22 protein-coding genes are annotated in these 22,277 nt (G+C 55.4%); 11 read left to right on the top strand and 11 right to left on the bottom strand.

Annotated elements, in window-relative coordinates; all coding sequences use genetic code 11:
- Positions 1-9: 9 nt before the first annotated feature.
- Positions 10-1,956, bottom strand: coding sequence for an ATP-binding cassette domain-containing protein (locus LG301_RS16230; RefSeq protein ID WP_404472175.1), 1,947 nt, complete (start codon positions 1,954-1,956; stop codon positions 10-12).
- A 29-nt stretch (positions 1,957-1,985) separates the two neighbouring features.
- Here LG301_RS16230 and LG301_RS16225 point away from each other — a divergent pair, with 29 nt between their 5' ends.
- The 7 genes from LG301_RS16225 (at position 1,986) to LG301_RS16195 (ending at position 8,398) form a co-directional block, all read left to right on the top strand.
- The gene (locus LG301_RS16225) at positions 1,986-2,558 is read left to right on the top strand and encodes a TIGR02444 family protein (protein WP_404472174.1); all 573 of its coding nucleotides are present in this window, start codon (positions 1,986-1,988) and stop codon (positions 2,556-2,558) included.
- A gap of 247 nt (positions 2,559-2,805) precedes the next feature.
- On the top strand, positions 2,806-3,852 hold the full coding sequence (dctP, locus tag LG301_RS16220) for a TRAP transporter substrate-binding protein DctP (RefSeq protein ID WP_404472173.1): 1,047 nt from the start codon (positions 2,806-2,808) through the stop codon (positions 3,850-3,852).
- 296 nt (positions 3,853-4,148) lie between these two features.
- Entirely contained in the window at positions 4,149-4,727 is a 579-nt protein-coding gene (locus tag LG301_RS16215) for a TRAP transporter small permease (protein WP_404472172.1), read from the top strand.
- Positions 4,728-4,755: 28 nt separating this feature from the next.
- Complete coding sequence (locus LG301_RS16210; RefSeq protein WP_404472171.1) at positions 4,756-6,039, top strand: TRAP transporter large permease; 1,284 nt, start codon at positions 4,756-4,758, stop codon at positions 6,037-6,039.
- A gap of 21 nt (positions 6,040-6,060) precedes the next feature.
- Positions 6,061-6,504 (top strand): universal stress protein, encoded by a 444-nt coding sequence (locus tag LG301_RS16205; protein ID WP_263066764.1) that lies wholly within the window; start codon positions 6,061-6,063, stop codon positions 6,502-6,504.
- Between the two features lie 133 nt (positions 6,505-6,637).
- On the top strand, positions 6,638-7,318 hold the full coding sequence (locus LG301_RS16200; RefSeq protein WP_404472170.1) for an FKBP-type peptidyl-prolyl cis-trans isomerase: 681 nt from the start codon (positions 6,638-6,640) through the stop codon (positions 7,316-7,318).
- Positions 7,319-8,398: a PHB depolymerase family esterase gene (locus tag LG301_RS16195; protein WP_263066767.1), complete on the top strand. Its 1,080-nt coding sequence runs from the start codon at positions 7,319-7,321 to the stop codon at positions 8,396-8,398.
- Positions 8,399-8,412: 14 nt separating this feature from the next.
- Here LG301_RS16195 and LG301_RS16190 read toward each other — a convergent pair whose 3' ends face one another.
- A complete protein-coding gene (locus LG301_RS16190; protein ID WP_404472169.1) occupies positions 8,413-9,021 on the bottom strand; it encodes an SCO family protein in 609 nt (202 codons plus the stop codon).
- Between the two features lie 4 nt (positions 9,022-9,025).
- Positions 9,026-9,529: a hypothetical protein gene (locus LG301_RS16185; protein WP_263066771.1), complete on the bottom strand. Its 504-nt coding sequence runs from the start codon at positions 9,527-9,529 to the stop codon at positions 9,026-9,028.
- Positions 9,530-9,636: 107 nt separating this feature from the next.
- Here LG301_RS16185 and LG301_RS16180 point away from each other — a divergent pair, with 107 nt between their 5' ends.
- Together LG301_RS16180 and LG301_RS16175 are read left to right on the top strand one after the other, a co-directional pair.
- Complete coding sequence (locus LG301_RS16180; RefSeq protein WP_404472168.1) at positions 9,637-10,551, top strand: AEC family transporter; 915 nt, start codon at positions 9,637-9,639, stop codon at positions 10,549-10,551.
- A 342-nt stretch (positions 10,552-10,893) separates the two neighbouring features.
- Complete coding sequence (locus tag LG301_RS16175; protein WP_404472167.1) at positions 10,894-11,895, top strand: 2-hydroxyacid dehydrogenase; 1,002 nt, start codon at positions 10,894-10,896, stop codon at positions 11,893-11,895.
- 30 nt (positions 11,896-11,925) lie between these two features.
- Here LG301_RS16175 and trmB read toward each other — a convergent pair whose 3' ends face one another.
- The 3 genes from trmB to thiS are packed head-to-tail and all read right to left on the bottom strand — an operon-like array spanning position 11,926 to position 13,739.
- Positions 11,926-12,675, bottom strand: coding sequence for a tRNA (guanosine(46)-N7)-methyltransferase TrmB (gene trmB / locus LG301_RS16170; protein ID WP_404472166.1), 750 nt, complete (start codon positions 12,673-12,675; stop codon positions 11,926-11,928).
- A gap of 12 nt (positions 12,676-12,687) precedes the next feature.
- Entirely contained in the window at positions 12,688-13,482 is a 795-nt protein-coding gene (locus LG301_RS16165) for a thiazole synthase (RefSeq protein WP_404472165.1), read from the bottom strand.
- Positions 13,483-13,517: 35 nt separating this feature from the next.
- Complete coding sequence (gene thiS / locus LG301_RS16160; protein ID WP_263066786.1) at positions 13,518-13,739, bottom strand: sulfur carrier protein ThiS; 222 nt, start codon at positions 13,737-13,739, stop codon at positions 13,518-13,520.
- A 142-nt stretch (positions 13,740-13,881) separates the two neighbouring features.
- Here thiS and LG301_RS16155 point away from each other — a divergent pair, with 142 nt between their 5' ends.
- Positions 13,882-14,262, top strand: coding sequence for a DUF423 domain-containing protein (locus LG301_RS16155; protein ID WP_404472164.1), 381 nt, complete (start codon positions 13,882-13,884; stop codon positions 14,260-14,262).
- 19 nt (positions 14,263-14,281) lie between these two features.
- Here the strand turns inward: LG301_RS16155 and LG301_RS16150 are convergent, their stop codons facing one another.
- From LG301_RS16150 to LG301_RS16135, 4 genes are all read right to left on the bottom strand, one after another.
- Positions 14,282-15,037 carry a glutaredoxin gene (locus LG301_RS16150; protein ID WP_404472163.1) on the bottom strand — a complete coding sequence of 252 codons (756 nt, stop codon included), beginning with the start codon at positions 15,035-15,037 and terminating at the stop codon, positions 14,282-14,284.
- Positions 15,038-15,192: 155 nt separating this feature from the next.
- Entirely contained in the window at positions 15,193-16,695 is a 1,503-nt protein-coding gene (locus LG301_RS16145; protein ID WP_404472162.1) for a methyl-accepting chemotaxis protein, read from the bottom strand.
- Positions 16,696-16,839: 144 nt separating this feature from the next.
- Positions 16,840-17,256: a PaaI family thioesterase gene (locus tag LG301_RS16140; protein WP_404472161.1), complete on the bottom strand. Its 417-nt coding sequence runs from the start codon at positions 17,254-17,256 to the stop codon at positions 16,840-16,842.
- Positions 17,257-17,382: 126 nt separating this feature from the next.
- Entirely contained in the window at positions 17,383-19,557 is a 2,175-nt protein-coding gene (locus LG301_RS16135; protein ID WP_404472160.1) for a malate synthase G, read from the bottom strand.
- A gap of 207 nt (positions 19,558-19,764) precedes the next feature.
- Between LG301_RS16135 and LG301_RS16130 the strand changes: the two genes are divergently transcribed.
- Positions 19,765-20,733, top strand: coding sequence for an alpha/beta hydrolase (locus LG301_RS16130; protein ID WP_404472159.1), 969 nt, complete (start codon positions 19,765-19,767; stop codon positions 20,731-20,733).
- On the opposite strand, the gene LG301_RS16125 is transcribed toward LG301_RS16130, so the two are convergent.
- Complete coding sequence (locus tag LG301_RS16125; RefSeq protein WP_404472158.1) at positions 20,730-22,238, bottom strand: YifB family Mg chelatase-like AAA ATPase; 1,509 nt, start codon at positions 22,236-22,238, stop codon at positions 20,730-20,732. The genes LG301_RS16130 and LG301_RS16125 overlap by 4 nt on opposite strands.
- Positions 22,239-22,277: the final 39 nt, after the last annotated feature.

The following is a 22,277-nucleotide window of genomic DNA, read 5'->3' as shown; positions in this document are numbered from 1 at the left end:
AGCGTCAGCTTATGCAGTTTCGCTAGCCAGCAGTTCGGCTTCCATGGTTTCAAGCGCTTCTTCGGCGGCGAGCCAGGTTTGTTCGGCCTCGTCTAAGCGCGCTTTAATCTCGGCCTGCTGGGCAAGCGCTTGGGTTAATTCAGCTTTGCGGGCGCTGTCGGTGTAGAGCGCTGGGTCGGCAAGCACTGCTTCGACCGCTTCCAGCGCCTGTTGGGCTTTCTCCATGGTCTTTTCAGCGTGGTCGCGCTGTTTTTTCAGCGGCCGCAGCTTTTCGCGCAGCTCCGCTGCGGCTTTACGGGCAGCTTTTCGATCGCCGCTGGGCTGCTGGCTCTGACGCTCGCTCTTTTCGCTACGCGCATCGCGGCGGCCCTCTTCCAGACGCGCCTTTAGCCATACCCGGTAGTCATCCAGATCGCCGTCGAAGGGTTCCACACGATGATCGGCCACCCGCCAGAACTCATCCACCGTGGCGCGTAGCAGGTGCCGGTCGTGGGAGACTAGAATCACCGTACCCTCAAAGCTCGCTAGCGCCTCGGTGAGCGCTTCGCGCATTTCCAAATCCAGGTGGTTGGTTGGCTCATCAAGTAGCAGCAGGTTGGGTTTCTGCCAGGCGACTAGCGCCAGTGCCAAGCGCGCCTTTTCACCGCCAGAGTAAGTTGCCACTTCGCCAAAGGCATCATCGCCCTTAAAGCCAAAGCCGCCGAGGAAATTGCGAATTTCCTGGTCGCTCGCCGTAGGAGAGAGTCGCTGCACATGCACAAACGGGGTTGTGGTCACGTCCAGGCTTTCCAACTGATGCTGAGCAAAATAGCCAATCGCCAGATGCTCACCGGGAACGCGTTTACCCTCTAGCAGCGCCAGCTCGCCGGTCAGCGACTTAATCAATGTCGACTTACCCGCCCCGTTAGGGCCTAACAAGCCGATACGGCTGCCGGGCAGCAGCGTAATGTTGACCTTTTCCAACTGCGCAACATCGCCTGCTTCACTGCGATAGCCCAGGGTGGCTTGGTCCAGCACAAGCAGCGGGTGCGAGGTTTTATCGGCAGCGGGCAGCGTGAAGTGAAAAGGCGAATCCGTGTGGGCGACGGCGATATCCCCCATACGCTCCAGCATTTTTACACGGCTTTGCGCCTGCTTGGCTTTGGTGGCCTGGGCGCGGAAGCGCGCTATAAAGCGCTCGATTTCTTCGCGGCGAGCCTGCTGTTTGGCAGCTTCTGCCTGCTGTAGCGCCAGCTTTTCAGCCCGCGTGCGCTCAAAGCGGGAGTAGTTGCCGCGGTAAAGCTCAAGGGTTTGGTGATGCATGTGGACGATGTGATCGCACACGGCATCCAGAAAGTCGCGGTCGTGAGAAATCAGCAGCAGCGTGCCTGGGTAGCGGGTTAACCACTGTTCTAACCAAAGCAGGGCATCAAGGTCTAAGTGGTTGGTGGGTTCATCAAGCAGTAACAGATCGGAAGGCATAAACAGCGTGCGCGCTAGGTTCACCCGCATACGCCAGCCACCGGAAAAGTCCGACAGGGGCCGCTTAAGATCCGCTTGTACAAAACCAAGCCCCACCAGCAGCTGCGCCGCCCGAGATTCAGCCGTATAGCCATCCAGCGTTTCGATCAGCCCATGTAGCTCGGCTTCTCGGTGCGCATCGTCTGCGTTACGAGCAGCCAAAAGATCGGTTTCCGCTTGTCGCAAGGCGTAATCACCGTCTAGCACGTACTCCACAATGGGGCGATCTAGCGCTTCAACTTCCTGGGCCATGTGAGCTATCCGCTGCCCACCGCTCATCTCCACATCGCCCTGGTCAGGGCCAAGCTCGCCTAGTAGGAGTTTGAATAAGCTCGACTTACCGGCGCCGTTTGCCCCGATAATACCCGCCTTAACGCCGTTATGCAGCGTAAGATCAGCGTTATCGAGAAGTGCTTGTGTGCCGCGTTGCAGGGCGACTTGGCGCAGTGCGATCATGCATTCTCCCGAAAAAAGTGGGTAAACCAATGCTCGATTCTAACCGATTACAGCGCTTACAGCAGGCTCCACTATGGGATTTTGCGTTAGCGCTATATGCACAGCCCGGTATTGAGGAGGCGAGCCTCTTACTGCAGGACACAGCAGGCGCTGATGTCTGTGAGCTGCTGTTCCATAGCTGGCTTTATCAGTATGGCTTGCAGGCCAACCCTGCTGCGTTAGTAGCGATACGCCAAGCACGCTTAGGCTGGCAGCAGAGCATCACCGAGACGCTGCGCCAGCTGCGTCGTGATCTTAAACCACAGGCCGTCGAGAGTGAGTCTATCGCTAGCCTGCGTAAAACCATCCAGCAAGCGGAACTTCAGGCCGAGCGTGAAAACCTTCAACGCTGGCAAGTATGGGCCTGGCAGGCCACGCCGGATAATCAGCGGCTAATGAATAACGACATTAGCCCGCGAGAAGTCGCAAGATGGCTACGCGATATACTGTTTTTCTCGACATTAGACAAAAGTGGAGTAATGCCATCATCAGCGCAAAAAAGCGTATTCGCGTCTCTGCAGGTAGTGGCCCGTCAGCTTGACCGCTTGAGTTCATCACGCTAGCCTGAAATTAAGCTATTTTTGAATAATGCGGTACAGCCAAAGTAAAACAGCGGCTCAAGTGGCCGTAATAAACGCTTTTAAAGCACCGAAACCACAGCGGTAATATGGCCTTTTTCTAAATTGTTTGTCGGTTATGAACTCTGTTGGTTAAGAACTCTGTCGGTTATGAATAAGGTAACTGCGTTATTCAAAGATTAGATCCTGGCGCATTTGCATAGCGCGCTAACCACCGCAAGGGGAATTGTGCATGAAGGCAAGCAAATCTTTTTCGACTCGTTCAGTAACAACGAAGTTATTGACCACGGCGAGCGTCGGCGCATTGCTATTCGGTCTTAGCGCTGCTGCTCAGGCAGACAACTGGCGTTATGCGCACGAAGAGTATGAAGGTGACGTGCAAGACGTGTTTGCTCACGCGTTTAAAGACTATATTGAAGAGAATTCTGATCACACCGTTCAAGTCTACCGCTTTGGTGAGCTAGGTGAGTCTGACGATATTATGGAGCAGACTCAAAACGGTATTCTTCAATTCGTCAATCAGTCGCCTGGTTTTACGGGTTCCCTGATTCCAGAAGCGCAGATCTTCTTCATTCCTTACCTGCTGCCGACTGATGAAGAAACAGTTCTTACTTTCTTCGATGAGAGTAAGGCTATTAACGAGATGTTCCCGGAGCTTTACGCCGAGCAAGGCCTTGAGCTGCTGAAGATGTACCCTGAAGGTGAGATGGTCGTTACTACCGACGAGCCGATTAGCTCGCCGGAAGATATGAATAATAAAAAGATTCGTACTATGACGAATCCACTGCTTTCAGAAACGTACGATGCGTTTGGTGCAACACCCACACCGCTACCTTGGGGTGAGGTATACGGTGGTCTGCAGACCGGCATTATTGATGGGCAAGAAAACCCGATTTTCTGGATCGAGTCTGGCGGCCTATATGAAGTGTCTCCACACCTTACCTTCACAGGTCATGGTTGGTTTACCACCGCGATGATGGCTAACCAAGACTTCTATGAAGGCTTGTCTGATGAAGACAAAGAGCTGGTGCGGGATGCCTCTGATGCTGCTTACGACCACACGATTGATCACATCAAAGGCTTGGCAGATGAAGCATTAGCCAAAATTCAAGAAGCTTCTGACGAAGTAACGGTTACGCGCCTGAGCGAAGAGCAAATCCAGGCCTTCCGTGAGCGTGCTCCGCAGGTAGAAGAAGCCTTCTTAGGCATGACCGGTGAGCGTGGTGCTGAGCTGCTTGAGCAGTTTAAAGCGGATCTCGAAGCCGTAACCAACGAGTGATTAACCGTTTAGCACGCGTGCTTTAACGAAGGGTCACCACGGGGGCAGCCAACGCTGCCCCTTTTTTATTTTCTTCCATTCAATTGACACTGACAGCCACTTAACAAAAAAAGCGCATTACTTTTCGTATAAGACAGAAAAACTTACGTACATCCAGCGTTGAAGCGAAAAGAGTTGTTAACCGTTACGCTACAAAATGAGCAAGGCCGGACACGCTCCGTTCGGTGGTCAGTTAAGGAAGAACGCTAGTTTGTCTTAAATAGCTAGTTGCCACGCTGCTTAAGAGGAGATCGGCCATGACCGAAGAAGAATCCGAAAAGAATTACAGCTCTGGTTTGCCCGGCATACTGGGCGTGATCGACACTGCAATTAGCAAAATCGAGTCAGTGATACTGGCGATGGGGGTTTTGCTAATGGCGCTGAATACGGTCACCAACGTTGTTGCCCGCTTTGTGTTTGGCAACAGTATTATGTTCTCAGGTGAATTAAACCGTATTTTGATCATTATGATTACCTTTGCGGGGATCGGTTACGCCGCCCGCCATGGTCGTCATATTCGCATGTCAGCCATCTACGATGCCCTACCCGTGGGAGGGAGGAAGGTGCTGATGGTGGTTATTTCGTTATTTACCTCTCTTGTCATGTTTTTCCTGCTCTACTACTCCGTGGTGTACATCCTTGACCTGCAAAGTAAAGGCCGTGTGTTGCCGTCTCTCGGGTTACCTATTTGGATCATTTATATCTGGGTACCGATGGGGTTCTTGATTACGGGCACTCAATACCTGTTAACGGCCATTAAAAATCTCACCTCTCGGGATGTATATCTCTCTACAGGGGTGGTTGATGGTTACAAAGATACCGAAACAGAAGTGTAAAGCAGGGCTTGCACCCTAGGGGAACGCTATGACGACGATAATGGTAGTCACCATGATTGCCCTGCTGCTGCTGGGCTTTCCTATGATGATCCCGCTAATCACAGCAGCGGCGATCGGCTTTTATATGATGTTCAACGGCTTCGGCCAAATGGATACGCTAATCCAGCAGATGATGGCGGGTATCCGTCCTGCGTCACTGATTGCGGTACCGATGTTTATTCTAGCGGCCGATATTATGACGCGTGGCCAGTCTGCTAATCGTCTTATCGACATGGTGATGTCGTTTATAGGCCACATAAAAGGGGGGCTGGCGGTCAGTACAGCAACGTCTTGTACGCTGTTTGGTGCAGTTTCTGGCTCTACCCAGGCAACCGTTGTCGCGGTAGGCTCACCTCTGCGGCCTAAGATGTTGAAAGCGGGCTATTCTGATCCTTTTACGCTGGCGCTGATCATCAACGCGAGCGATATCGCCTTTTTGATTCCCCCAAGTATTGGCATGATCATCTACGGGGTTATTTCGGGCACCTCAATTGGCGAGCTGTTTATCGCGGGTATTGGGCCAGGGCTTCTCATTCTGTTTATGTTTTCCGTCTACTGCATTATTTATGCGGTGGTAAAAGATGTACCGACTGAACCCCGTGCCAGCTGGAAAGAGCGTGCTGTTGCCGTACAAAAAGCGCTATGGCCATTAGGTTTTCCCGTCATTATCGTAGGTGGTATCTACGGGGGCATTTTTAGTCCCACGGAAGCAGCAGCAGCCTGCGTGCTATATGCCGTCCTGCTTGAGTTTGTCGTGTTCCGCTCGCTCAAGATGAACGATATTTACGCGATTGCTAAATCCACCGGCTTAATTACCGCAGTAGTTTTCATCTTAGTCGCCGTGGGTAATGGGTTCTCCTGGATTATCTCGTTTGCGCAGATTCCACAAATGATCTTGGAAGCGGTAGGCGTAAACGAAGCTGGGCCTACCGGTGTACTCATTGCCATCTGCATCTCTTTCTTTGTCGCTTGTATGTTCGTTGACCCGATCGTGGTGATTCTAGTGCTGACGCCCATTTTCGCGCCTGCGATCGCGGCAACCGGCCTAGACCCTGTTCTGGTCGGTATTTTGATTACGCTACAGGTGGCGATAGGTTCAGCAACACCGCCCTTTGGCTGCGATATCTTTACCGCCATTGCGATCTTTAAGCGTCCCTACTGGGAAGTTATCAAAGGCACTCCGCCGTTTATTTTCATACTGATTTTCGCGGCAGCGCTGCTGATTATGTTTCCGCAAATTGCACTGTTCTTGCGTGATGTTGCCTTCCGCTAAACCACCACAAGGATAACGCGCATGTTTAACCGCATTTTAGTGCCGGTGGATGGCTCAAAAGGGGCAATCAAGGCACTTGAAAAAGCTATCGGACTGCATATGTTGACCGGCGCTGAGCTTTATCTACTGTGCGTATTTAAACACCACAGTCTGCTGGAAGCGTCGCTTTCCATGGTGCGGCCTAACAAACTGGATTTGCCCGATGATGCGCTTAAGGAGTACGCGACTGAAATCGCCGTACACGCTAAATCTTACGCGATTGAGCTAGGTGCCGACAGCGCTAGGGTCAGGGCCTTTGTTAAGGGCGGGCGCCCGTCGCGCACGATTGTGCGTTTTGCCCGTAAGCGAGAGTGCGATCTTATTGTGATTGGCGCTCAGGGTACCAATGGCGAGAAGAACCTCTTGCTGGGCAGCGTCTCTCAGCGCGTGGCAGGCGCGGCACACTGCCCTACATTGGTGGTGTAATACGTTAAACCTCTGCTTACTTATGTGGTCTGACCATCACCCGCCGTTTCAGGTAATGCAGCCTGGGGCGGCGGGTGTTAGTCTTTAAGGCACTCAATTTTTGGCGTACTGCGCCTCTGAATAAGGTTTGTTCATGAAAGTATTGCTCTCTTCAACGGCTTTAACAGGGTTACTACTGGTGGCACCTTTTGCCGCGGCGTCACCTGAAACGGACGAACAGCGTCTTGCTTACAGCTTAGGGGTTACCTTAGGTGAAAGCATGCAGGCCGATATCGAAGACCTTGATCTCGACGCTTTCACGGATGGTATGCGCGATGTTTTTGAGGGCAATGACTTAGCGCTTAATGAAGAAGAGATGATGGAAGCGCTGGTGGCGTTCCAGGCACAGTCGATGCAGGCTCGTGAACAGGAAGCCGCTGAAATCGCCCAGCTGAATCTGGAAGAGGGTGAAGCTTTCCTGGCTGAAAACGCCGAGCGTGATGAGGTGGAAGTAACGGATTCAGGCTTGCAGTACGAAGTGCTTGAGTCGGGTGACGGCACAACGCCGAGCGCTGAAGACACCGTTGAAGTGAATTACGAAGGCATGCTGCTCGATGGCACCGTATTCGATAGCTCTTTTGAGCGTGGCCAATCGGTGAGCTTCCAGGTCAACCAAGTTATCGAAGGCTGGCAGGAAGCGCTCCAACTGATGAGCGTTGGCGATAGCTGGATGCTGTATATCCCTGCCGAGCTTGCTTACGGTGAAGGTGGCCAAGGGCCTATTGGGCCGAATGAGATGCTGACGTTCCGCGTTGAGCTATTAGGCGTTGAGTAAATGATACGTTCCGCTGCTGCTACGTCGTGTTTTTTGGGCGCGCTGCTACTGGTAAGCAGCGCCGCTGCTTTCGCCGAAGATGATGATGAGCCAGAGAACTTACCTGCACTCAGTGCCGCTAGCGGCCACGCGAGCGTAGTTGGCGTCTCGTCTGGCGGCTACATGGCCACGCAATTGGCAGTGGCTTGGCCAGAGCGCTTTAGTGGCGTCGGCGTATTAGCGGCGGGGCCTTGGGGCTGTGCCCAGGGGGCGCTCAGTTTGGCGCTTAATCAGTGTATGAACACCCGCCGTGGAGTGCCGTCTCTGGATACACTGGATCAGCGGCGCGAGCGTTACGAGTCGCTTGAGCAGGTGGGGGAGCGCGGTGCACTTGCTCAATTGCGTGCCTATATATGGCACGGTGATGAAGATGACACAGTTTCTCCAGAACTGGGGAGCTTGTTAGCCGAACAGTGGCAGCGCTGGCTGGCGTCTTCAGAGCAGGTGCGGTTTGTACGCAGCGAGAACACGGGGCATGGCTGGCCGATCACATTGCCCAAACAGTCAAATGCTAGCCCTCAGTCGCTTGGCGGCTGTCGCCAGGGTGGAGGCAGCCACGTGCTTGCCTGTGATGAAGACGTCGCAGACGAGATGCTGTCATGGCTCTACCCTGAGCGCTCCTCTTCGCCGAGCAGCGGTGCGTTAGTCGCGTTCGATCAGTCAGAGTTCGAGGAAAAAGGGCTGGCGGACACAGGCTACGTCTTTATACCGCAAGCGTGTGAAGCGGGCGGCTGCCCCGTGACAGTCGCGCTGCATGGCTGCCAAATGAGTGTTGATGCCATCGGCGATACTTTTGTTCGTCACAGTGGCCTGAATCGTTGGGCGGAAGAGAACGAGCAGGTGGTGTTATACCCTCAGGCTGAAAGCAGTATGGCGAACCCCCAAGGCTGCTGGGACTGGTGGGGGTTTGCTGAAAGCACCTGGCAGATCAATCCACTGCATGATACCCGCGATGGCACGCAAGTTAAGGCATTAATGGCCATGCTGGACAGGCTAGAAGGTGAGGTGACGGAGGAGAGCGCGCCAGTACAAGAGGAGTGACGCGGTATCAACACTCATCCGTCCAGTTCGTTTTCCAATGCTGATAATAAGCCGTGGGGCGTGGGCGAGTAGAGCACTCGCTGCAAAATTTCACCCTCACGGTTTACCAGGAAGAGCGAAGCGCTATGGTCGATGGTGTAACTCATCGCTGAATCAGGCGCTTCAACTCGACGCCAAATAACCCCGTAGCGTGCCGCTACATCTTCCAGCTGGTCTTGGCTGCCCACCAATCCGATGAATGCATCACCAAAGAACTGCATATACTCTTTCATGCGTGGCAGTGTGTCGCGTTCGGGATCAACCGTTACCATTAGCGGCACCACGCGCTCACGCTGGGCGTCACTTAGTTGGGCTAGCGCTTGGCGCTTAACGGCTTGGTTCATTGGGCAAACGTCCGGGCAGTAGGTATAGCCAAACGAAACAATGGCAATGTCGTCTTTATTCAGTTGTGAGAGCGAGAAGTCACCTTCTTGAGTGGAGGGCATCTCAATGGCTCCGCCGACCGGTTCAGCGCTATCGCTCTCTAAGGTTGTTTGGTAGAGGCCGATCAGGCTAACCACCACCAGCGCGGCTAACAGGCCTAGGCCAAGCCATAAAGGTTTACGTTTTGTTCTAGCTGCCATGCTATTAACTCCGAATCACGTCAAAGTCGAACCAACTGCCCAGTTTGCCTTCTGGGGTATCCAGTATGACACGCGCACGCCAGGGCATAACGGCTTGCGTACAAATACCGACTTGCCCCTGACCATGAAAATGCCCCGGCGCCGCGGCGGTTAATCCAAAGCGGTGCACGCCCATATCCATGTCGCGACCAATGAAATCAACGCTAACATGGTGGGCATCAATCCCCTCTATATGGACCTCTAGCGGCAAAATTTCCAGTGCCTCAATACGCCCGTCGGTCTCCACGGTTAGCGTAATACGGCCTTTGTCGCCTAGCATGGCAGAGCAAGGGTGAGCGTGAAGATCACAGTTCGTGCTGGGTGAGAACCAGGTGACATCGCCATCGTCTCGCAGCCAATTGGCAAATACGTACCATGTGCAGGCGGCGAGAGCTAAGCCGGTCACAAGAATAAGCACTTTAAGCGCGGGAAAACCCGTAAAGTAAACAGGTTTAGACAATTTCTTCATGGCAGAATAATCGCTACGCAGGCCGTGAGGCGGGAGTTTGGCTCATGGTAACAGCAATCGTACGTTTATCGGCTGTGCTGGGATGTCGCACTTACTAAGGAACCACCATGGGGAGTATTACCGGTGCGCTAGGGCCGCTGTTTTTATTGATTCTTTTAGGGGCGGCCATTGGCTATGGGCGCTGGCCGAACAGCGTTTTTTGGCCGCAAATGGAGCGCTTAATCTACTTTATGCTGTTTCCGGCCATGTTGGTCAGCACACTGGCTACCGCAGATGTCAGCCAAGTGCCCGTAGTGCGGTTGGCGCTGGTGCTATTGGGCGCGATGGGGCTATTTGGGCTGGGGCTATGGTATTTTCGCGATTGGTTGAGGTTATCGCCCGCAGCGTTTACATCGGTGTTTCAAGGGGCGGTGCGTTTTAATACCTACGTGGGGGTGGCCGGTGCCGCTGCGCTTCATGGCAGCCTCGGCGCCACAACGGCAGCAGTGGCCGTCGCCATCATGGTGCCGGTAGTTAACGTGATGTGCGTTGCCAGTTTTGTCGCTGCAGGCACCCTGGGAAGCGCAGGTTTGGGTAAAAGCGCCATAGCGCTAGCGAAAAACCCGTTAATACTGGCCTGTTTGGCAGGTATCGCACTGAATCTGACGGGGGTAGGTCTGCCTGGTTGGAGCCAAGACACTATGGAGCTTCTAGGCGGTGCGGCATTGCCGTTAGGGCTCGTGGCGGTTGGCGTCGCACTGCGCCCATCGGCATTGCTAAGGGTTGACCGAGGGGTGGTGGCGACTAACAGCATTAAACTGCTCTTAATGCCGGCATTTGTGTTGTGCCTGGCCTGGCTGTTGGGATTGGATGCTGTCAGCCGCGATGTCGCGCTGCTATTTGCCGCGCTGCCGACGGCAACATCGGCCTATATCCTTGCCCGGCAGCTGGGCGGCGACGCCGAAATGATGGCCGCGATTATTACGGGGCAAACGCTGTTGGCCATGTTGACGTTGCCGCTGTGGCTGAGATTAGTGGTGTAGCTAAAAATAAATAAAAAGTATTCGCATTTAGGTTGACGAGTTAAATGAGAATGATTATATTGTGATGGTCAGCGTTTGATGAGACGTTGGCAGCCACGACAGCTGCTTGGTAAACATTATCACCAGTTTTCTGTCATGGTTTCTCCCTCTCATTGCTAGTCACGGTCTTTTGCCGCTCCCCTTGGAGCGGCTTTCTTTTTTTAGCGACTCGTTTTTTCTAGCTACCCTTCTCTTTGTTGATCACCGTTACGCTTATTTGTCACTGTTGGGCAGATAATGTCTTATGTCACGCTTAGCGTTAATCAGATGCTGAGCGCTAATTAAGAGTCTGGAGAAACCGTCATGCGCATTGCCGTCTTTAGCGCTAAACCCTACGATCAAACGTTTCTAACTCGCGCTAATGCTGAGAACCGACACGAACTAAGCTTTTTCGATGCGCGGCTGACCGACGACACGGCGCCGTTAGCGAAGGGGTTTGATGGAGTGTGCGCCTTTGTTAATGATCACTTGGATAGCGCTGTGCTTGAGCAGCTTCACGCTGGCGGCACGCGGCTAGTGGCGCTTCGCTCAGCGGGCTTTAACCACGTGGATTTAGCCGCCGCCGAGCGGCTTGGCATCACCGTGGCACGCGTGCCTGCTTATTCCCCCCATGCGGTGGCTGAGCACGCGGTAGCGCTGGTGATGAGCCTGAACAGGATGACGTTTCGCGCTTACAATCGGGTGCGCGAGGGCAACTTCGCGCTGGATGGCCTGTTGGGGTTTGATCTGTTTGGTAAAACCGTGGGCGTGATTGGTACGGGGCACATCGGACTGATTTTTGCCAATATCATGCATGGCTTTGGCTGCCGGGTGTTGGCCAGCGATCCGTTTCCGAACCCGAATGCCGAGTCGTTTATAGAGTATGTGCCGCTGGAATCGCTCTATGCGCAGGCGGATATCATTTCGCTGCACTGTCCGTTAACACCCGATACCGAGCACCTGATTAACGCAGATGCTATCGCCCAAATGAAACAGGGTGTGATGTTAATTAATACCGGCCGTGGCCGGGTGGTGGATACCCAGGCGGTGATCGCTGGCCTGAAGAGCGGCAAAATTGGCCGCTTAGGACTGGATGTGTACGAAGAGGAGGAGCAGCTGTTCTTCGAAGATCTATCCCACAAAGTGATAGATGATGATCAGTTCATGCGCTTAACGACCTTTCACAACGTGCTGATCACCGGGCATCAAGCATTTTTTACCGACGAGGCATTAACGAATATCGCCGAAACGACAGTGGCGAATATAGATGCTTTTGCCAGTGGCAGCGGCACGCTGCATCGCGTCGTTTACGATAAGCGAATGTAAACGACGCTTAGTGGCTTTTAATCGCGGTGGTTAAACACCGCGGCGGTAGATTAAATCCCATACGCCGTGGCCCAGTTTTTCGCCGCGCGCTTCAAACTTAGTGAGCGGGCGAAACGCTGGGCGCGGTACGTAAGGCGCGGTTTCGGCGCTGGCAGTATTGGCATAGCCGGGGGCGGCTTCCATCACTTCCGCCATCCACTCGGCGTAGGCTTCCCAGTCGGTGGCCATGTGGAGCGTGCCGCCGGGCTTGAGACGCGTGCGAATCAGCTCCACAAACGCAGGCTGCACAATGCGCCGCTTGTGGTGCTTCTTCTTCGGCCACGGGTCGGGGAAGAACAGTTGGAGAGTGGTCAGTGAGCCTTCGGGCAGGCACTGCTCTAACACTGCCAGGGCGTCTTCGCGGTAAACGCGCAGATTGGTCAGGCCGCGTTTATCCACTTCGTCCAGCAGTTTGCCAACGCCGGGGGCGTGCACTTCGATGCCGATAAAGTCGGTATCTGGGTGGCTTTCGGCCTGCTCAATCAGTGAATTGCCCATGCCAAAGCCAATTTCCACCACGCGGGGGGCTTGGCGACCAAACAGGGCGTCTAAATCCTGGCGGCCATCGGCAATGGTTAGCCCCAGGCGCGGCCACACCTCTTCCAGGCCGCGGCTTTGGGCTTGGGTCATGCGCCCGGCGCGAATCACATAGCTTTTAATGCCACGACGGTGCAGCGGCGCATCGGCACTTTCGGGGCCGGTGGAGTTGCCCTCGGGCGCGGTGTCGTTCGTATCGGTCATGGTGTCTCTGTATCAGCCGTTAATTCGGCCTGCAAAAGGCGAAGATGGGTCGGCGCTCTGGCGGCGCGGCATCCGGCCTGCTAAGAACGCATCGCGGCCAGCTTCTACGGCTAGCTTCATGGCGTTGGCCATACGCAGCGGGTCGCGGGCGTGGGCAATGGCGGTGTTGAGCAGTACGCCGTCGCAGCCCAGTTCCATAGCCATGGCGGCGTCAGAAGCGGTACCGATCCCCGCATCGACCAGCACCGGCACGCTGCTCTGTTCAACAATTAAGCGAACGTTATGCGGATTTTGGATGCCGTGGCCCGAGCCAATCAGCGAGCCTAGCGGCATGATAGCGCAGCAGCCCATGGCTTCCAGTTCCCGTGCCACAATCGGGTCGTCGCTGGTGTACACCATCACGTCGAAGCCGTCGGCCAGCAGGGTTTTCGCAGCGTTTAGCGTCTCGACCACGTTGGGGTAGAGCGTGTGGTCATCGCCGAGCACTTCCAGCTTGACCAGGTTGTGGCCGTCCAGCAGTTCGCGGGCCAAGCGGCAGGTGCGTACCGCATCTTTGGCGTTGTAGCAGCCAGCCGTATTGGGCAGCAGGGTGTACTGCTTGGGCGAAATGACATCCAGCAGGTTCGGCGCGTCGGCGTCCTGACCAAGATTCGTACGGCGCACGGCGAAGGTGACGATTTCAGCACCACTTTGGGCAATGGCTGCACCGGTTTCAGTAAAGTCTTTGTACTTGCCGGTGCCAACAAGCAGGCGAGAGCTAAAGTCGCGTCCGGCGATGGTGAACGGTGTATCGGTCAGTTGCGTCATGGCAAATCCTTGAAAAACACAAGCGTAAGGCAGCGCTAGCCGCCGCCAATGGCGTGAACAACTTCGACGTGGTCGCCATCCGCTAACGGAGTGGCGGCCAGCTGGCTTTTGGGCACAATCTGTTCATTAACTTCGACGGCGATACGGCGTCCGCTGAGGCCTAACTGTTCCACCAGGTCGGCGGCGGTTAGGCGGGGAGCAATGGCGTAGGGTTCGCCGTTGAGCGTAAGCTGTATTGACTCATTGAGGGTAGACATAAACGGTGAACGTCCCATGATTGTGAGGCAAAACGTTTGCTATTGTAGCGGTTTAGCACCGTGCAAGGTATGCAGTGGCGCGAATATCTGAACGCTTTTATAGGCCATTGTTGTTTATCAATATGACGCTAAGGAGCGAGGCGTGCAGCGAGTCGATAGGTTTTGGTTGTGTTTAGCGGCGCTCTCTGGCGCCGTGACGGTGATGCTAGGTGCCTACGCGGCCCACGGGTTAGCAGCGCGAACCAGCATGGCGATGGTGGATATTGTAGAAACCGGCGTACGTTATCAAGCCTGGCATACGCTAGCGATGTTAATGGTATTGGCGTGGCGCAGCAGCTGCCCGCTGGCTGGGCAGCGTGTGGTGCTAACGCTTTGGGCGTTAGGAGTCTTTGCTTTTTCAGGCTCGCTCTACCTGATGGCTTTGGCAGGGCTGAGCTTGGGGGTCGTGACCCCCGTAGGTGGGCTGCTACTGATGGCAGGCTGGCTGACGCTGGGAGGAGTGGCGATTTTCAGCCGTTCCTAGAGCGTTTGCAACCGACACTTCACGTCAGCAGCATGCGCAGTGGCATCCACAGTCCCATGCCCATCATCACGAGGTTTTCGGTGAGGGATACAAACCCCAATGGCACGTTACTGTTACCGCCTACGCAGGCGCATTTAAGCTCGCGTTTATCGATGTATACCGCTTTAAATACCGATACGGCCCCGACGGTACCGACGAACAGGGCCAGGGGCGCGGCGAACCAAATCAGTGCGCCCGCCAGCATCAAGAGGCCCGCTAGTGTTTCAGCGTAGGGGTAAACGTAGCTATAGGGTACGTGTCGCTGGGCAAGTAGATCGTAGTTGAGAAACATGGTGCTGAAGCTTTCAACGTCTTGTAGCTTCTGTAGCCCCAGCAGCACCATTGCCGTGGCAACGAAATACTCCGGCATACGAGCAGTGAATAGCGTGCCTTGAGCAGTCCAGCTAATCGCAAAGCCAATCAGTAGCGCAGTCGCGAAAATCGCCAATACGGGACGGTAGGTGGTGGTATCCGCGTCGGGTACGCTCATCCCTAGGTGCTCGCGTAGCTCTTCATACCCGCCGATACGTTCATCGTCCAGGTACACCTGGGGGGTGGTGTCCACGTTTTCCTGCGCTTTGAACGCGTCGATCTCCTCCCGCGAGGTTAGGAGGTTGTCATCCACCTTGAAGCCTTTGCGATGGAGCAGATCGACGGTTTTAAGGCCGAAAGGACACATGTGTTCCGGCGTTTTCATCCGATAAACGCGTGCAGTAGGCTGAGTCGTTGATGCCATGAATAACCTCTTGGTCAGTTACGAACACAATGGACTATCCATTAGCGTAGAACCCGGTGCCGCCTTAAGGTCAAGTCGGTATAAAAAAGCGCAGCCCCCAGCGATGGTCATCGAAGGGGGCTGCGCTGCTTATTTTGCCAGTTTCAACTGATCGTTTAGCGCGTATTGGATGCGATGAGCATCTGTTTTGCAGGCGTGCTTGAGGATGCGGGCAGTGTAAAGCCGCTCACTGCGCGCATGAGGGCGTCAGCGGTGCCCGATAGCTGCTCGGCCATTTGGTGCGAGCTGTCGGCCGCCTCACGGGATAGCTCTAACGCGTTGTAAATTTCATTAACGCTCTGCTCAAGCTCCTCAACGCCCTGGTGTTGCTGTTGTAACGCGTTGTCCATATTAGTTAAGCGCATGGAAACTTGCTCAAAGCTCTGGGTGAGCGACCGTGTGGTGTCGGCAATCGTCTGGGTTTGGGTGACACCCTGAGAGACCTGCGCGGTGGTTACCCCAATCGTTTGCCGAATCTTGGCGGCCGTGGTTTGAGTGTTTTTCGACAGCGTGCGGACTTCATTGGCAACAACAGCAAAGCCACGACCGTGTTCCCCTGCGCGTGCCGCCTCGACCGAGGCATTTAAGGCAAGCAGGTTGGTCTGAAACGTAATGTTGTCAATTTCGCTGAGCATTTCATGGACATGCCCCGCATGCTGATGGATGAGGCGCATCATTTCACGCATCTCTTCGACTTGCTCGCCACTCTGACGAGCGACGTTCTCAGCTTGGTTGGCCAGCTCGCGAATGTGCCGAGACTCCTCAGCTGTTTCGCGGGTAGTGGCTGCTAATTCAGCGGTGCCGGTAGAGATGCGTTCCGTTTGGCTGCTATTACGCGCTGTTTGCGTGCGCAGCTGCTCTTGGGCCGTAAAAAGGTGTTGGCCGTAATCGGTGACTTGGCTTGCTGCGGTTTGTGTCTTGCGCAAGCTTTCAGCAACCTGATCTCGCATATTGATGACGGCGGCCACCGCGGGCAACTGCTGCTCTGTATCGCTAAACACCATATCGAGCTTGCCACCACCTGCGGCAACGGCAAAGCGGCTGACATGCAGGCTTTCCTTCACCATTCTCTCCAGCACTTTGGCCAGGTAGCCCAAAATAATGACCTGGGCGACCACGGCGCCACCATGCATCAGCAAGCAGTATAGTAAGTCTATCGGGCCGTGAGTCGTTTCGCCGTGGGCCATACTGTCCATGTCGCCCATGCTGGTGTAAAGCTGCACAACGCCTTGATACTGCAGCCATGTGAACAGCACATGGTGCAGCGCAATGACCAACCCGCCAACGGCGATCACCCGCCAATCGCTGTAGAGAATTAATACCGACAGTAGGATAAAAATACTGAAATGAGCTTCAATCATACCGCCGCTTTGTTCGATGAGCGTCGCAGCCCAAACCATCATGACCGCGGCTTTAACGAACCCATTGGCAATGTGCCCAGTGAGCTTTTGCTGGAGAAGATAGGTGAGTGGAAGCGTCACCACTCCGACCACGGTAACGAGCATCAGCGTATGAGTGAAAACGCCCACGACCAAGCATAAGAGCGCTATAAAACCTAACGGCCACCACATGAGTCTATCGGTACGCGCAATATGGTGAGAAAAAGAAGCGTTGGTCATTAAGAGTGTTCCTTGCAGCCTGGTAAGGCGTAATCAATCGGTACCACGATTATCGGCTTGGATGTCAATGCCTTTAATGAAAATGCATATAGCTGGAGAGAATATAAAGAAATAACGTTTATTACGATGCCAGGAGCACCAACGTTACGTGGAGGCAGGTAATGCATAGCTGGCAGTGACATGAACGACCGGCTTGGTTTCGTCGCTGGCGGAAAAAATCTGCACTTCACCTACCGCAAGGCGGCGGCCCAGCTTGATTAGCTTGGCGTGGGCGATGATGTCGTGATCACCAGAAGCGGCCCGCAGGAAATGGCAGTTTAAGTCGCTGGTGACCGCCATGGCTTCCGGGCCAATTTGCGCCAAAATCGCCACGTAAAGCGCCACGTCGGCGAAGCCCATCATGGTGGGGCCAGAAACGCGCGGGCCAGGGCGAAGGTGCTCATTGCCAATCGTTAAGCGCATGGTGGCGCACATATCACCGACGCTTTCTATCTTGCCCATGCGCTGAGGAAATACATCATCAAGGAAGCGTTCGATTTGTTCGGCGGTCATTACGGTCATTGTTATTTTCCTGTCATGGGTTTCGTTAACGTCAACGTAAGCATGTTATTAAGCTAAACAAAAGCCCCTCAAGGTGCGAGACCATGAGGGGCTTTTAGCGACTATTGTCTAGTCAGCGCGCAGCGTTTACTTCGCTTTATGCACCTGACGCCACGCGTGGAGTAGCGGTTCGGTGTAGCCAGAAGGCTGTTCGCGGCCCTTGAAGACGAGGTCTGAAGCCGCTTTAAAGGCGGTAGAGCCTTCAAAATCGGCGCTCATGGCGGTGTAGGTGGGGTCGCCCGCGTTCTGCTCATCAACCACTTTCGCCATACGCTTGAGTGTCTCTTCCACCCGTGCTGCGTCCACAATGCCGTGGTGCAGCCAGTTGGCAATATGCTGGCTGGAGATACGCAGCGTAGCACGGTCTTCCATCAAGCCGACGTTATGGATATCCGGTACTTTCGAGCAGCCTACGCCGTGCTCTACCCAGCGAACGACATAACCCAGAATGCCCTGGCAGTTGTTGTCCAACTCCTGCTGGATCTCTTCATCCGACCAGCTGGGGTTTTCCGCTACCGGTACGGTGAGCAGGTCGTCGAGGTAGTCGGGCTCACCTTGGGCTTCTAATTCGCGCTGAACATCAGTGACGTTGACCTGATGGTAGTGCAGGGCGTGTAGTGCTGCAGCGGTAGGCGACGGCACCCATGCGGTGTTGGCACCGGCTTTCGGGTGACCAATTTTCTGCTCCAGCATGTTGTGCATCAGGTCGGGCATGGCCCACATGCCTTTGCCGATTTGGGCACGGCCGCGCAGGCCACAGGCCAAGCCGATCTGTACGTTGTTTTTCTCGTACGCAGAGATCCATGCAGCGCTCTTCATATCGCCCTTGCGAACCATCGGGCCGGCTTCCATGGCGGTGTGCATCTCGTCGCCGGTGCGATCGAGGAAGCCGGTGTTGATGAACACAACGCGAGAGGTGGCTTCAGCAATACACGCTTTCAGGTTGACCGTGGTGCGGCGCTCTTCGTCCATGATGCCCATTTTGAGGGTGTCACGGCTCATGCCCAGAATGTCTTCCACACGGGAGAACAGCTCATTGGCAAAGGCCACTTCTTTCGGGCCGTGCATTTTCGGCTTAACGATATACACCGAGCCAGTGCGGGAGTTGCGTGCCTGGTCGGCGTCTTTTTTCAGGTCGTGCAGGGCAATCAGCGAGGTGACCACGGCGTCCAGGATGCCTTCCGGTAGCTCGTTGCCATTCTCGTCCAGCACCGCTGGGGTGGTCATCAGATGGCCAACGTTACGCACAAACAGCAGCGAACGACCGGGCAGCGTGACGCTGCCGCCATCGGTGGTTTTCCACGTGCGGTCATCGTTGAGCTTACGGACAAACGTTTTGCCGCCTTTATCGATGCTCTGTTCTAGATCGCCCTTCATCAGGCCGAGCCAGTTGCGATATACACCGACTTTATCTTCAGAGTCGACGGCAGCAATGGAGTCTTCGCAGTCCATAATGGCTGTCAACGCCGCTTCTGCCACCACGTCTTTTACATGGGCTGGGTCGGTTTTACCGATCGGATGGCTGGCGTCGATCTGAATTTCCAGGTGCAAGCCGTTGTTGGCCAGCAGGATCGCTTCTGGGGCAGCAGCGTCGCCGTTAAAGCCGATCAGTTTGCCAGAATCTTTCAAACCGGTTTCGCGACCGCCTTCCAGCGTGACCACTAAGTGTTCGTCGCGAATAACGTACTTAATCGCATCCCGGTGCGAGCCGGTTGCTAGTGGCGCTGCGCGATCTAAGATACCGCGCGCGTAGGCGATCACTTTTGCGCCACGCTTGGGGTTAAAGCTGGTGCCTTTCTCAGCGCCGTCTTCTTCTGAAATCGCATCGGTGCCGTACAGCGCATCGTACAGGCTGCCCCAGCGGGCGTTCGCCGCATTGAGCGCATAACGGGCGTTGCTTACCGGTACGACCAGCTGCGGGCCGGCTTGAGAAGCGACTTCACGGTCAACATTGGCAGTGGTGGCTTTTACGCTGTTCGGTGCCTCGACGAGATAACCGATTTCTTTCAAAAAGCGGCGGTAAGCAGGCATGTCGCTAACCGGGCCGGGGTTTTCACGGTGCCAGGTATCGAGCTTCTCTTGCAGCGCATCACGCTTTTCGAGTAGTTGACGGTTTTTGGGGGTCAAATCATGAAACAAGGCATCGACACCGGCCCAAAAAGCGCTTTCGTCGACGCCAGTCCCCGGCAGCGCCTGCTCGTTGATGAAGCGGTCTAAGTCGGCTGCCACCTGTAAACGGTGACGCGTGATACGCTCACTCATGGGGTCTCTCCTGTGAAGGTGCCCGTGGGTTAAGGAAAGTTCCACGGTCAGGGTAAAGGTATATTTATGGAAAATACTTCCATATCTGAACGGACATGTAAACAGCCTACTCTTTAAAGCGGCAAAATGCTCGACCAAATGATGAGAAAGGTAGCCTAGTTGCCTGACTCTCGGCCAATGGAAGATGGCATTCATGGAGCGACGTTGATGCACAATTTCCAACATCTGGAAGGCTTATTTCGCCAAGCAGCAGGCAAGTCATCGCTCTCACGCTTACAGCCAGGCGACGCGCTTACAGAAGCGGTCAATGACTATTTTTGCCATTACGGTTTAGAAGCGCTGCTTAATGACACAAGCGAAGTCCACGCCGGATTCATTGATACGGGCCGGTTTGCGCTGTGGTGCCAGGTATGGAGCCCGCCTGTACCTACAGGCACTGCGTTTGTTATTCATGGTTATTTTGACCACTTGGGCCTTTACCGGCATTTGCTTAGCTGCCTGTTGGCGAAGGGGTGGCGGGTGGTGCTGTGGGATTTGCCGGGTCACGGGCTTTCCAGCGGCCCGCGGGCAGAAATTGAAGACTTTGACGATTATCAGCACTGCTTAATGCATTTGCAGGGCGCCCTGCAAGTTCAGGGCATGGCGCCGAAGCCGTGGCTGGGGGTTGGGCAAAGCACCGGGGCGGCAATACTGGCAACCGATGCGCTTACCCGGCGGGAAGCATCAGGCTGGTCGGGGATTGTGCTACTGGCGCCGTTAGTGCGCCCCTGGCGCTGGAGTCAGTCCAGCTGGCTGCATCTCATTGCCAGCCCTTTTTTAAAAGAGCTGCCACGTAAGTACCGCCCTAATTCGACTGATGAGCAGTTTACAGCGTTTCTACGCGACCAAGACCCACTGCAGCCTGAGCGGTTAAGCGTTGCCTGGATTACCGCCATGCGCCGCTGGATGCCGCGATTGCTGGCGCTGGAACCCAACCCGTTGCCAACGCTTATTTTGCAGGGCGAGCAGGACCTCACCGTTGACTGGGAGTGGAACCTAACGGTACTGGAGGAGAAGTTTCCCAACGCTGAAGTTCATCGTCATCCCGATGCACGTCACCACCTCGTCAATGAGGCGGAGCCTATCCGCGATGTGCTGTTTGAGGCGCTGGATCACTTTGTCGAGCGTGTCCGCTAAGCCCCTTTGAGCATGCGATCCAGCTGCCGATAGCCGATGGCTTCGATAAAGTGTGGTTGACTGGGCTTGGGTTCGCCCTGTAGATCCGCCAGAGTGAGCGCGACGCGCAGCACGCGGTGGTAAGCGCGGGCAGAGAGCTTGAGCTTTTCCAGCACGCCTGCCAGCCAGGCGCGCTCTTCGTCGTTAAGCGCGCAGGCCGCTTCTAAGGCTTTGCCACTCAGCTGGCTGTTAAGCGCGCCTCGGGCCATCTGCCGTTCGCGCGCGGCCATCACGCGCTCCCGCACCGCACTTGAAGGCTCGCCCTGGGTTTGGGCGGTGAGCTGTTCTGGCGGTAGCGCGGGCACTTCCACTTGTAGGTCGATGCGGTCAAGAAGTGGGCCTGAAAGCCGCGCTTGGTAGCGCTGAATTTGGCTGGCGCTGCACTGGCAGCGGCTCCGCGGATCGCCCAAGTGCCCGCAGGGGCAAGGGTTCATTGCGGCGACGAGCTGAAATTGTGCCGGGTAGCGGCGCTCGTGGCTGGCGCGGGCTAAGTGGATAACGCCCGTTTCTAAGGGTTGGCGAAGCACCTCTAATACGTTGCGGGAAAACTCCGGCAGCTCATCTAAAAACAGCACGCCGTGGTGCGCCAATGAAATTTCGCCGGGTTTGGGTTTAGAGCCACCGCCCACCAGTGCGGCGGCGCTGGCGCTGTGGTGGGGTTGGCGAAAGGGGCGCTGGCCCCAGTCGGCTTCCAGCGGTAACCCGCATACGGAGCGGATCGCGGCAACTTCTAATGCGTCTTCTTCTGAAAGCGGCGGCAGAATGCCCGGTAAGCGGCTGGCGAGCATGGTTTTGCCGGTGCCTGGCGGCCCTGCCAAAATCAGGTTGTGGCCGCCAGCAGCTGCCACTTCCAGCGCGCGCCGCGCTTGGTGCTGGCCACGCACATCGGCTAAATCTGCCATGGGGGCTGTGGATGTAACCGACGAAGCGAGCCGGTGGGGAGCGATTTTCTCCTGCCCCAGTAGATGAGCCACCACTTGCCAAAGCGAGTCGGCGGGCAGAACGGGTAAGTCGCCTGCCAGCGCCGCTTCATTGGCGCAGGCGCGAGGAATAATCAGCGCTTTGTTGGCGCGGCGAGTGGCGAGGGCAAACGGCAGCACGCCGGGCACGGCGCGCAGCTTGCCATCCAGCGCTAGCTCGCCCGCGCACTCCATGCCTTCCAGCGCATCGACCGGAATTTGGCCCGAGGCGGCAAGAATGCCTAGGGCAATCGGTAAATCAAAACGGCCGCCCTCTTTAGGGAGATCCGCCGGAGCAAGGTTCAGGGTGATGCGCTTGGTGTTGGGGAAATCAAAGCCCGCGTTGATCAGTGCGCTGCGCACCCGCTCGCGGCTCTCTTTCACGGCGGTTTCCGGCAGCCCCACCAGCGTTAGCCCCGGCAACCCATTGGCTAAGTGAACCTCCACATGTACCGCCGGTGCTTCCAAGCCAACGCCTGCGCGTGTGGCAACAATGGCTAATGTCATCGCGCTCCCTCGCTAAATTTGCTAACTCTAATTATCCAG

The sequence above is a fragment of the Vreelandella venusta genome, from assembly GCF_044809155.1.
Taxonomy (GTDB): domain Bacteria; phylum Pseudomonadota; class Gammaproteobacteria; order Pseudomonadales; family Halomonadaceae; genus Vreelandella; species Vreelandella venusta_B.
Note: the sequence above shows the minus strand (reverse complement) of the source record. Positions and strands in the feature narration are given on the sequence as shown.

What these genes read in the sequence shown, in the direction of transcription:
- LG301_RS16230 (WP_404472175.1), bottom strand. Translation starts at nt 1,956, where the DNA reads ATGATCGCACTGCGCCAAGTCGCCCTGCAACGCGGCACACAAGCACTT.
- LG301_RS16225 (WP_404472174.1), top strand. Translation starts at nt 1,986, where the DNA reads ATGCTCGATTCTAACCGATTACAGCGCTTACAGCAGGCTCCACTATGG.
- dctP (WP_404472173.1), top strand. Translation starts at nt 2,806, where the DNA reads ATGAAGGCAAGCAAATCTTTTTCGACTCGTTCAGTAACAACGAAGTTA.
- LG301_RS16215 (WP_404472172.1), top strand. Translation starts at nt 4,149, where the DNA reads ATGACCGAAGAAGAATCCGAAAAGAATTACAGCTCTGGTTTGCCCGGC.
- LG301_RS16210 (WP_404472171.1), top strand. Translation starts at nt 4,756, where the DNA reads ATGACGACGATAATGGTAGTCACCATGATTGCCCTGCTGCTGCTGGGC.
- LG301_RS16205 (WP_263066764.1), top strand. Translation starts at nt 6,061, where the DNA reads ATGTTTAACCGCATTTTAGTGCCGGTGGATGGCTCAAAAGGGGCAATC.
- LG301_RS16200 (WP_404472170.1), top strand. Translation starts at nt 6,638, where the DNA reads ATGAAAGTATTGCTCTCTTCAACGGCTTTAACAGGGTTACTACTGGTG.
- LG301_RS16195 (WP_263066767.1), top strand. Translation starts at nt 7,319, where the DNA reads ATGATACGTTCCGCTGCTGCTACGTCGTGTTTTTTGGGCGCGCTGCTA.
- LG301_RS16190 (WP_404472169.1), bottom strand. Translation starts at nt 9,021, where the DNA reads ATGGCAGCTAGAACAAAACGTAAACCTTTATGGCTTGGCCTAGGCCTG.
- LG301_RS16185 (WP_263066771.1), bottom strand. Translation starts at nt 9,529, where the DNA reads ATGAAGAAATTGTCTAAACCTGTTTACTTTACGGGTTTTCCCGCGCTT.
- LG301_RS16180 (WP_404472168.1), top strand. Translation starts at nt 9,637, where the DNA reads ATGGGGAGTATTACCGGTGCGCTAGGGCCGCTGTTTTTATTGATTCTT.
- LG301_RS16175 (WP_404472167.1), top strand. Translation starts at nt 10,894, where the DNA reads ATGCGCATTGCCGTCTTTAGCGCTAAACCCTACGATCAAACGTTTCTA.
- trmB (WP_404472166.1), bottom strand. Translation starts at nt 12,675, where the DNA reads ATGACCGATACGAACGACACCGCGCCCGAGGGCAACTCCACCGGCCCC.
- LG301_RS16165 (WP_404472165.1), bottom strand. Translation starts at nt 13,482, where the DNA reads ATGACGCAACTGACCGATACACCGTTCACCATCGCCGGACGCGACTTT.
- thiS (WP_263066786.1), bottom strand. Translation starts at nt 13,739, where the DNA reads ATGTCTACCCTCAATGAGTCAATACAGCTTACGCTCAACGGCGAACCC.
- LG301_RS16150 (WP_404472163.1), bottom strand. Translation starts at nt 15,037, where the DNA reads ATGGCATCAACGACTCAGCCTACTGCACGCGTTTATCGGATGAAAACG.
- LG301_RS16145 (WP_404472162.1), bottom strand. Translation starts at nt 16,695, where the DNA reads ATGACCAACGCTTCTTTTTCTCACCATATTGCGCGTACCGATAGACTC.
- LG301_RS16140 (WP_404472161.1), bottom strand. Translation starts at nt 17,256, where the DNA reads ATGACCGTAATGACCGCCGAACAAATCGAACGCTTCCTTGATGATGTA.
- LG301_RS16135 (WP_404472160.1), bottom strand. Translation starts at nt 19,557, where the DNA reads ATGAGTGAGCGTATCACGCGTCACCGTTTACAGGTGGCAGCCGACTTA.
- LG301_RS16130 (WP_404472159.1), top strand. Translation starts at nt 19,765, where the DNA reads ATGCACAATTTCCAACATCTGGAAGGCTTATTTCGCCAAGCAGCAGGC.
- LG301_RS16125 (WP_404472158.1), bottom strand. Translation starts at nt 22,238, where the DNA reads ATGACATTAGCCATTGTTGCCACACGCGCAGGCGTTGGCTTGGAAGCA.